This is a genomic window from Terasakiispira papahanaumokuakeensis (genome assembly GCF_001709345.1).
Classification (GTDB): Bacteria; Pseudomonadota; Gammaproteobacteria; order Pseudomonadales; family Halomonadaceae; genus Terasakiispira; species Terasakiispira papahanaumokuakeensis.
This window is the reverse complement of sequence record NZ_MDTQ01000001.1, coordinates 1,813,800-1,823,864: the sequence shown is the minus strand read 5'-3', so window position 1 is coordinate 1,823,864 and position 10,065 is coordinate 1,813,800. Positions and strand designations below refer to the sequence as shown.

At 53.9% G+C, this 10,065-nt stretch carries 9 protein-coding genes; 4 read left to right on the top strand and 5 right to left on the bottom strand.

All coding sequences use genetic code 11. The features are described 5' to 3' along the window. From BFW38_RS17950 to BFW38_RS07975, 5 genes are all read right to left on the bottom strand, one after another. On the bottom strand, positions 1-369 hold a 369-nt coding region (locus BFW38_RS17950), incomplete at its 3' end, for a hypothetical protein (RefSeq protein ID WP_068997913.1). A 621-nt stretch (positions 370-990) separates the two neighbouring features. Continuing rightward, positions 991-1,419 carry a hypothetical protein gene (locus BFW38_RS07990; protein ID WP_139116578.1) on the bottom strand — a complete coding sequence of 143 codons (429 nt, stop codon included), beginning with the start codon at positions 1,417-1,419 and terminating at the stop codon, positions 991-993. Between the two features lie 520 nt (positions 1,420-1,939). Continuing rightward, positions 1,940-3,319 carry a hypothetical protein gene (locus BFW38_RS07985; RefSeq protein WP_068997910.1) on the bottom strand — a complete coding sequence of 460 codons (1,380 nt, stop codon included), beginning with the start codon at positions 3,317-3,319 and terminating at the stop codon, positions 1,940-1,942. A gap of 122 nt (positions 3,320-3,441) precedes the next feature. After that, positions 3,442-4,596, bottom strand: a complete 1,155-nt coding sequence (locus BFW38_RS07980; protein ID WP_218186476.1) for an iron-containing alcohol dehydrogenase — start codon at positions 4,594-4,596, stop codon at positions 3,442-3,444. Between the two features lie 148 nt (positions 4,597-4,744). After that, positions 4,745-6,190 (bottom strand): NAD-dependent succinate-semialdehyde dehydrogenase, encoded by a 1,446-nt coding sequence (locus BFW38_RS07975; protein ID WP_068997908.1) that lies wholly within the window; start codon positions 6,188-6,190, stop codon positions 4,745-4,747. A 160-nt stretch (positions 6,191-6,350) separates the two neighbouring features. Here BFW38_RS07975 and BFW38_RS07970 point away from each other — a divergent pair, with 160 nt between their 5' ends. The 4 genes from BFW38_RS07970 to BFW38_RS07955 all read left to right on the top strand — a co-directional run bounded on the left by BFW38_RS07970 (position 6,351) and on the right by BFW38_RS07955 (position 9,902). After that, positions 6,351-7,106 carry an IclR family transcriptional regulator gene (locus BFW38_RS07970; RefSeq protein WP_068997907.1) on the top strand — a complete coding sequence of 252 codons (756 nt, stop codon included), beginning with the start codon at positions 6,351-6,353 and terminating at the stop codon, positions 7,104-7,106. A gap of 99 nt (positions 7,107-7,205) precedes the next feature. Beyond that, positions 7,206-7,589, top strand: coding sequence for a VOC family protein (locus tag BFW38_RS07965; protein ID WP_425427895.1), 384 nt, complete (start codon positions 7,206-7,208; stop codon positions 7,587-7,589). A 152-nt stretch (positions 7,590-7,741) separates the two neighbouring features. Then, entirely contained in the window at positions 7,742-8,083 is a 342-nt protein-coding gene (locus tag BFW38_RS07960) for a 5-carboxymethyl-2-hydroxymuconate Delta-isomerase (RefSeq protein ID WP_068997906.1), read from the top strand. 169 nt (positions 8,084-8,252) lie between these two features. After that, complete coding sequence (locus BFW38_RS07955; protein ID WP_068997905.1) at positions 8,253-9,902, top strand: extracellular catalytic domain type 2 short-chain-length polyhydroxyalkanoate depolymerase; 1,650 nt, start codon at positions 8,253-8,255, stop codon at positions 9,900-9,902. Positions 9,903-10,065 lie beyond the last annotated feature (163 nt).

The window sequence follows — 10,065 nt, the reverse complement described above, 5'->3', positions numbered from 1 at the left end:
AATCAGCCAGCATTCCAACTCGCTAAAGAAACCCACTACCTGACCGCACAAAGCGCCCTGTTCAGGGTCACCACCGCGCTCAACCTCGCACATATCGAGCACGATGCTCTGAAGGCGGCCTTCGTTGAAATCTGTGTGGTGTGTTTTGAGCTGTTTTAGGTAGATCCGTGCCAATGATTCGCCGGTCTTACAACCGCCAGAGTAACCCCCGGTTTTCGGCACGGCCCAGAAAGACAGGCCACGCTTGCCCGGCACGTTATCGATAAAGGGCAGCTGATGAAGGGGATACGGCTTTCGGTGGTGAAACCTGAGCGGACTCGCGGGAGACTTGCGGACACAATGAGCCTGAGTTGGGGCGGCTGTCGTCATGACGAAAAACTCTTTTGTGATTAGAGTCCGCCTCTCCACGACCAAATGGATTGGAGGCGAACCGTACGCAGGTTGGTCGACCGGTCACAAAGAAACCCGGCAGCCCGAAGGCTCCCGCGCACGGCCCGCCATAACTGGCAGGCACAAAAAAGCACCGATGGCGCTACTGTGCGCCTTTGTGAATCGGGCGACCAAACCCGGCCACTGATTTTGCAGCGGCTCGCGAATAATGTCCTAGGGTAGGGGGGGAGTCAAGGGGTGGGCGTGCTGACGGCTTGGTGTTCATGTTCAAGCTAGTGGCGTGCTGCATTGCCAGCAAAGGGCCGTGGCGTAGCGCTAAAACCCCGGGAATCAATCAGGCACTGTCCCTGGACTACCTGAGATCTGAGGGTCTTTACTTGCTACGAGAGGATTGGATTAAGCTTCACTATCCTGAGTGAAACGCCCTGTGCGGACCCGCATGCAAGGTGTTGTGGGGCTGATGGCTAGGCACCCTCGGCTACCGATTGTACTTTATGGCCCGCTGCTCATTGCATCCTGACAACCCACTGTCTGGAGTCATTTGACACATCTGGAACTCGATAGAGATAATTGATTCCACATAATCAAAACTACTACTCGTTATGGGCCCTTGGGCTGCTGGTTTTGCTCCCGGATAAAATACGGAACTTCCTGTGAATATGGGCTGAATCCGTCATTTCCGTCATGTTCATTCCCAGCCCCTAAAATCTTCGTCAAATCTATATCAATAGGCGGCAAGAAATCCTGCTGTATGGCTTGATCCTTGCGTTGGTCAGCTAATCTCTGCCACTCCGCTGACTGAATGTCGTACAGATCATTGATCTCATTGGTCGTGTATCCGCGTTCTAGGAGTGCTTTCTGGAGCCCAATCCACTGAAGTGCGCTTTTGATCGTAGGTGGATCCAATTCGTGAGTTGCCCAAGGAAACGCAGGAGGAGCCGAAGGTTCCGGAGCGAACCAATGCTGCGTCCGCGCCATCGTCCCAACAACTGAACCGAAGATGAATGCTACCGCGAAGGTGGTCAGCACTATCCCAACCCGTACAGGTGCACTGGCATTAGTTTGCTGGCTAGCGTCGACGGATCTCGGGTCCAAGTGTGGAATGCGACCGGAAGCTACCAGACTCAGCGCAGCTGCGACCAAACCGAATATGGCTGGCGCTACTGCCCCCACAACGGGCGTACCCGATCCACCGATCATATATCCGAGCGCGAGAGCAACGAAGAAGACTCCTATACTAAGTATTAGTTGACCTCTCATCTCCCCCCTCCTTAAGCACAACATTTTTAGTACTGCGCATGCGTGCTTATCTCTTGCCAAAGCCCGCATGCATACGGAGGTTGTGCAGCTACCCCGCCATCCGTCGTTTCTGAGTTATGCGATATAGAATAGATGTAGGTTTTGCGTTTATGCCACTGGAAAGTAGGGATTTATTGATTTGAGTGGTTGTACTTTAGTTACTGTATATATTTGCAGTTCTAACTGCGTCGCGGGTGACGGAGAGCGTGAGAGGGGAAAGGTTGGCCCCATGGGGATGGGGCCGGGTGGGTTAGTGCGCTGAGGTGTCGTTTTGGTCTTTGACGAAGGTGTTGTCTTTTTCGCCACGGAAGAAGTCTCGGCCGTAAACCAGGAGGCAGAGGACGACGCCGACGGCGAAGGCCCAGGTGGCGCCTCGGGTGGCGAGTACGGCGCCAACGATGCCGGCGATGCCGAGGTCACGTTGTGAGCGGGCTTCCATGATGCCGATGCGCACTGAGACGTAGCCTTGGATCAGTAAGGTCAGGGCCAGGGCGATGCCGAGAATCGGTTGAACCAGGGTGACGATGGGCATGAGTAAGAGCCCGGTGTTGGTGCCCCAGCGGAAGGAGCCTGCGCCACCGAACAGGGAGTACATGGTTTTTTTGCCTTGGGCGAAGCGTTCAACGATGACGACGTGCATGGCCGCCCAGAGAGGGCCACACATGGTGACGTCCGGCCCGATGATGGACATGATGGCGTTACGACCACCGAAGATCATGTGGGCACGGTCTGGGTTGTATTCAACCACTTCATCGGGGCGTTCGTGGTCGGCTTCTTCCAGAATGGCTCGGCTTTGTAAGACATCCCCAAAGAGGACGATGTAGGCGGCTAAAACGGTCGGAATGGCGCTGAGGATCATTTCAATCGGCGGGAAGCCCAGGCCAAATACGGTGTACTCTTTCCATAATGTCATGAAATCAGGGCTGGTGATGCGCCATTGAATATCCGGCCAGGGGGTTTCTCCGGCCAGGGGGCCGACGATGATGGCCAAGGCGACAATCGGGAAGATGCCCAGTTTGCCCAGCATGTTGAAAGCTTTGTAGTTGGCTTTTAGGTGGGCGAAGTGGCGTGAGAAGATCACATAGAAAGCGATGCCGACGGTGACAGAGATGGTGATGGGGAAGGTGTCAAAACGCCCGCCCTGTTTGAATACGGTAATGACGGCGGCAATGCCCGCGCCGATGATGACGCCAGATTTGATCGCTTGGGGGATCAGTGCCACCACTTTATGGGCTAATCCCGAGGCGCCAATGCCGATGGAGAATATCCCGAGCATTAACTGGAAGGCGACAAGCGCATGCACGCGTTCAGGCCCTTCCGGAAATGAGGCACAGTAGGTCATTAAGAGGGGAATCGCTGGGGTAATCCAGCCGGGCACAACCGGGTCACCGAGTAGGTGGTGGGTTAAATAGAATAAACCGTTGAGCATGGCCACAGCCAAGGCCACTTCAAAGGGCATACCCAGCAGTTCGGTCATTAATGGAATGGCCGCAAGATCGACCGCACACATTAATAAGCCTTGAAAGTAATCCGGCCATTCTATTCGATAATGAATAAAAGGTAAGCGGATTTTAAACGGGCCCGCTGGCCAATAAGGGGTTTCTTGACCATCCACTCGCGTATAGCGCATGGCGTTCTCTCTTTATTATGTTTTAGGAATGACAATACCCACTTTGTGCATCTGGATGACTTTATTGAAGCCATCCACTCATGGGCACAAAGTGGATCGGGATGATTAGTGTTGCTGAGGCGTTAGAAAGCCTCTTGATATAACGCCAGTGCGTCTGCTTCGGTCACTTCTACGGGGTTGTTCATCAGCAGGCGCGTTTGCAGCATGGCGTCTTTGGCTAAGGTCGGCAGGCTGTCTTCGGTGACTTTGACATCACGTAGGCGTTGGGGCGCGCCTGAGCGATTCATTAGATCCTGCATGTAATCGACAAAGCGCTGACTGCGCACTTCTACGCTGTCGTCACTGGCACCGAGCACGACGTCAGCCAGTTCAGCATATAAAGGGGCGGCTTTCGCCATGTTGTAGCGCAATACTGGGCCCAGCATGAGAGCGTTGGTCAAGCCGTGGGGCAGGTGGTAATGGCCGCCTAGGGGGTAGGCTAAAGCATGCACGGCGGCGACCGGGCTATTGGCGAAGGCTTGTCCGGCTAGGTTGGCGCCGAGCAGCATGGCTTCGCGCGCTTCACGATTTTGGCCATCGGTGCAGGCGGTCACGAGGTGCTGAGTCAGTAATTTGAGGGCTTCGCGGGCGAAGGCATCCGATAAGGGGTTCTTTTTCAGCGCTGAGGTATAGGCCTCAATCGCATGCACCATGGCATCAATGCCGGTGGCTGCGGTGGGCAGCGGGGGCAGGCCGACGGTGAGTTCGGCATCCAGTAGGACGCGATCAGCGTAGAGTTGCTGCGCGACAACGCCCATTTTGGTGGTTTCACCGGTGGTTAAGATGGTGATGTTGGTGGCTTCAGAGCCGGTACCGGCGGTCGTCGGAATCTGCACTAAAGGCACGCGATGGCCTTTGATTTTGTCGATACCATACAGCTCAGATAAGGGTTGTTGCGCCACCAGCATGACGGCGACCAGTTTGGCGATGTCCATGGAGGAGCCGCCGCCCAGGCCAATGACGAGATCGGCTTTGGCTTGTTGGCCTTGTTCGACACAGCTCATCAGCACGGATTCGGGCGGGTCGGCGACGACGTCATCGAATACCGAGATGTGGAAGCCGGCGGCCTTGAGTGAATCTTTGGCCGGTTCCAGCAGGCCCGCTTCATGAAGGAATTTATCCGTCACAATCAGCAGGTTGCGTTGTTCAAACCATTGTGACATCAGTTCACCGAGACGGCGGGTACCGCCCCATTCCAGGTGCATGGCACCGGGGGCGTGAAAACTGAATGTCGGCATTGAATGGCCGGAGGTGGACATGGGACAACTCCTCATTACCTGGGGTCAGGAAGGATGAAATGAGCGCCCCTGCGACCAGGGACGCTCTGTCGCTTATCGTTGATTTATCTGTTGATCTGGAATCGATCGTGAGAGGGTGCTGCAGGCGTTATACGGCGCTGCAGATATATTTGAGTTCGAGGTATTCTTCAATACCGTGCTGTGAGCCTTCGCGGCCTAAACCGGATTGCTTCACACCGCCAAAGGGCGCGACTTCATTGGAGATCAGGCCTGTGTTATGGCCGACCATGCCGTATTCAAGTTGCTCGGAGACGCGCACCATGCGGCCATAGTCGTTGGTGAAGAAGTAGGCGGCGAGGCCGAAGATGGTGTCATTGGCCATGGCGATGGCTTCTTCTTCGGTATCGAAGGGGAACAGCGGTGCCAGTGGGCCGAAGGTTTCTTCTTGAGCGACTTTCATCTGCGGGGTGACGCCGGTCAGGATGGCGGGTTCAAAGAACAGGCCGCCCAAGCGTTGACCGCCTTGGATCAGGGTGGCGCCCTGGCTGACCGCATCTTGAATGTGGTCTTCCACTTTATCGAGGGCTTTGGCTTCGATCATCGGGCCAATTTCGGTGCCCGCTTCGAGGCCGTTACCGACTTTCAGGGCTTTGACTTTTTCGGCCAATTTGGCAGCGAAGGCATCATAAACGCCGCGTTGTACCAGGATGCGGTTGGCACAGACGCAGGTTTGCCCGGCGTTACGGTATTTGGAGGCCATGGCCCCTTCAACGGCCTGATCAAGATCGGCATCATCAAACACGATAAAGGGTGCGTTGCCGCCTAATTCTAACGACAGTTTTTTGATGGTCGGGGCACATTGCGCCATCAGCAGGCGGCCGACTTCGGTGGAGCCGGTGAAGGACAGTTTGCGGACCACGTCGCTATCGGTCAGCACTTTACCGATTTGGCTGGCGGAGCCTGTCACCACTTGGAAGACGCCTGCGGGGATGCCCGCTTGTGCGGCCAGATCCGCCAGCGCCAGGGCCGATAAAGGTGTGAGGTCAGCCGGGCGGACGATCATGGAGCAGCCTGCGGCGAGTGCCGGTGCCGCTTTGCGCGTGATCATGGCGGAGGGGAAGTTCCAAGGCGTGATGGCGGCGGTGACCCCAATCGGTTGGCGCAGTACGGTCAGGCGCTGATTGGCTTTGGGCGCGGGGATGGTTTCGCCATAAATACGTTTGGCTTCTTCTGCGAACCATTCAATAAAAGAGGCGGCATAGCCAATTTCGCCTTTGGCTTCGGCCAGCGGTTTACCTTGCTCTTGGGTCATGATCAGCGCGAGATCATCAGCGTGTTCAAGCATTAACTCAAACCAGCGACGTAACACTGCGGCTCTTTCTTTGGCGGGCCACTGAGCCCATTCTGCTTGGGCCTTTTGGGAGGCCTCAATCACTGCTGGAATCTCATCGGGCGACATTTTGGGCACGGTGCCGACCAGGCTATCATCGGCCGGATTGCGGACTTCAATGCTGTTACCAGAGGCTGCTGCGACCCACTGTCCGTTAACAAAGCAGCGGTCTTTTAAGAGCGAAGGGGTTTTCAGTGTCGCCATCATAGGCTCCAATATTAAGTTAACCGAAAATGCTTGTTCACTATTGTGAACGCTGTTCTAAATATGGGATAAAATTAGGTGACGAGGCCGCTTGTGTCAATACACGCGGGTGCATTGACGTCTGCCTTTATGACCAAAGTTGTAGATCAAGGAGCTGATTATGAGTGAAAGCAAGTCGAAGCGGCGTGTCCCTGCCGTTGAGCGAACTGTGGCGATCTTGGATTTTATTGCGACAGCACCGCGGGCCACAGGGCTTTCTGATTTGGCGCGTGCTTTGCAATTACCGAAAAGTACGGCCCATGGGTTATGTGACACTCTATGTGATTTAGGGTTGCTCAGGCTCACGGGCGATGGGTTCGAGTTGGGGCCTGCGTCGTTGCGTTGGAGTTCAGCTTATTTGAAACGCTCTGACCTAGTGCATGAGTTTGAAAGGTTATTGAATCAAGAGGTGGCGCTACAGGATTACACGGTGACCTTATCCACCTTGCTTGAAGGTGAGGTGATGTATCTCGCTTATCGACACTCACTCAAGCCGCTGGGGTTTTCACCGCAACGGGGGATGCGTTTACCGGCGATCTATACGGCAACGGGCAAAGCGATGCTGGCCTTTATGTCGGCTGAGCGGCGTCATCAGATTCTGACTCAATATTGGTTACCGCCACTGACTGCGCAAGGGGTCACCAGCATTGAAGCTTTTGAGCAACAGGCGCAGACCGCCCGTGATCGGGGGTATGCTCTGGATGAGGGGGAAGTCCGTGATGGCATGGTGTGCCTTGGCGTCCCTGTTTTTGATGTTCAGGGACAGCCCGCAGCGGGTATCGCGGTCTCAATGACAGAAGCTGAGGCCAAGCCGGAAGTGCTGACCTCCCTCGGGGCGCTGATGAGGAGAATCGCGGCTCAATTACTTTATCACTGAGTGTTGATTTCGGGATAGAGTGGGCTATTGAGCCTTATTAGCATCGTGCATTTAGCTTAAACAAGCCGCTTGTGACTTGTTTTGATGTTGGAAGACATAATGATGGATATAAGCCACCTGGATCACTTGGTGTTAACAGTCAAGGATATTCCTGCCACCGTGCGTTTTTACCAGGATGTATTGGGCATGACGGCCATTACGTTTGGTGAAGGACGTACAGCCTTGGTGTTCGGTCAGCAGAAGATTAACCTGCATCAAGCCGGTGAGGAATTCGAGCCGAAAGCCACTCACGTGCAGCCAGGGAGTGCTGATTTATGTTTCATTGCGGCGACCCCGCTTGAAACGGTGATGATGCACTTCGATAAGTTGGGGGTCATCGTTGAAGATGGGCCGGTGAAACGAACCGGGGCGACAGCGCCTTTGATTTCACTTTATGTACGAGACCCGGATGGCAACCTGATCGAGGTGTCGAATACGCTATAACTCGTGTTATTTTTAACGCCTAATTTGAGCCGGACATAAGCTTGGCCCTCAAGCAGCCGATATGCCTTTGAGTGGTGATTGTTTGAGTGGTGATTGAAAGTGTCCGGCCATTGCACTCAGTTCACTGATTAAACCTAATTCAGGACACTTCAATGCCCCATTGTATTATTGAATATTCTCGCTCACTTGAGCAGCAGGGCGAGCCTGCGGTATGGGTTGATACTGTATTTCAAAGTGTGTTGGATTCCGGTATTGCGCCCGCTGCGGCCATTAAGGTGCGCGGCATCGGCTATGATCATTATCGCATCGGTGAGCCTGCCGACGATTTTCTCCATGTGAGTTTAAGGCTGTTACCGGGCCGTACCCCTGAGATCAAGCAGCAACTGACCGCTCGGGTCTTAGAGCAATTGAAGCAGTTGGGTCTGAGTCATACCGCGATCTCAGTTGAAATCTGTGAAATGGAAGCGGAGAGTTACGTGCGTTCAACAGTGTGATGACGGGGTGTGATGACAGGATGTGTTGATGGTCTGAGTTGATGGTCTGATCGCTGCATTGCAGCATGAAAGTTGATAAATCCCGAATGCTTGATTAAGGATTCCAATCCTTTCCTTCCTCTGCATGGCCTACATTGATCATTCATTCATGTTCAAATGGAGTTAGGCCATGATGTTTACTCGTCATACTATTCACCAGCACATTAGTGCTTTTCGAAGAGGGGCTCTTCGGCGAGCGTTCGGTCGACGTGTGGGTTATAGACCTGTGAGCGGTCGAGGGCGCGCCTTGATCGGGGCTTTCTTATTCACGGGGCTTTTGCCCGGCTTTGCGTTTGCTAACCCTTTGCCTGCCCTGAATGTCGATCTAGAAAATACTTCAATTTCAGGCATTTCTTCTGGGGCCTTTATGGCGGTTCAGTGGCATGCCGCTTATGCTGATTCGGTGGTGGGGATCGGTGTGTTTGCGGGTGGCCCTTATCAGTGTGCGAAGGGCGGGGTCTATCAGGCCTTGAATGTGTGCATGGCTGGTCACGCCAATGCCGATCAGTCTTATCAGGCCCTTATGCAGGCGGCTCAGAAGGGAGATATCGCTGATCCGGCTGAGATGCGTGATGATCGTGTTTGGCTCTATTCGGGATACAATGATGGGGTTGTCAAGCAGGGGACGATGGATGCCCTGGATACTTATTACCGTCGCTTGGTGGCCCCTGGGCATGTCTATTACAAAGATAATCAAGATGCCGGGCATGCTCAAATTACTCAGCATTTCGGTCAGGAATGTGCGGTCACTGGCGGGGATTTTATCAATGACTGTGATCTTGATGGGGCCGGGCTGTTACTCCAGCATATTTATGGCACTTTGAATCCAAAGCCGGTTGAGAGCTCTGCTGATGATGAAGGGTTAAGTGGTCGTATTATTGAGTTTTCTCAATATGAATACCTGTCATCGTATGACGTTTCTTTATCTTCTATGGCTGAGACCGGGTATGCCTACGTGCCCGCCGCTTGTGAGCAGGCATCTTGTCGTTTGCATATCGCGCTGCACGGTTGTTTGCAGTATGCCGATCGCATTGGTGATGATTTCTATCGGCATGCCGGTTATAACGCCTGGGCTGATACTAACCATATTGTGGTTTTGTATCCGCAGACTCAAGCCTCTGATCTCAGCCCGATGAACCCCAAGGGCTGTTGGGATTGGTGGGGTTATACCGGGCATCAGTTTGCTTCTCGTCAGGGTTTGCAGATGGCCGCCCTCTGGGCTATGGCGGAACGTTTGGCTGAGGCGCCGGTTCAAGAGAATGCCGCTCATTCAACCACGGTGGTGACGGCGACCTCCCAGAGCGCGGCGCCCGCTGCTACGACCTCTTCGGTTGAGCTGGTGGCGGCCAATACGAGTGATGATGAAGCCTCATTCCATTGGCGCTATGACCCTCAGCAGCACTATCAGCTAACGCGCGCGCTTGCGGCTGATGGGCCTTACCATACCGTCACGCCAGCGCCTATCTCTAGTGGGAGTTATGCTGATAGTGGCCTGAACGCTGAGACGACTTACTTTTATCGTTTAAATGTGGTGGGGCAAAGTGGCCATAGCCAAGTCAGTGTTAAGACTGGCCCTGCTGCACCCGATTGCGATCCTTTCTTTGGCTCAACGGCGGAACATGTGGCGGGAATGCGAGCAACCGTGGCTTGGGGATGGACTTATGCGTTGGGTTCCGGTGATTCTTTAGGGATTTATTCGTTGGATAATGATGTGAACCTGCTTCGCACGAAGCCACTTTTTTATAAAGAAGGGGTTTGTGAAAGCAACGGAGCACGTTAATCCGCGCTGTTAGTTAAAGAAGGCCTGTATTTGAAGAAGGTCTGTGGTTGAAGAAGATCTGTGGCTGAATTTAGACGGAGTGATTACGCGACTTTGTCGCATTTCATGTAGAATCGTCTACGCTAAATTAACTCCTTACTTTAGCTCTACAGGCTGCGTCGGT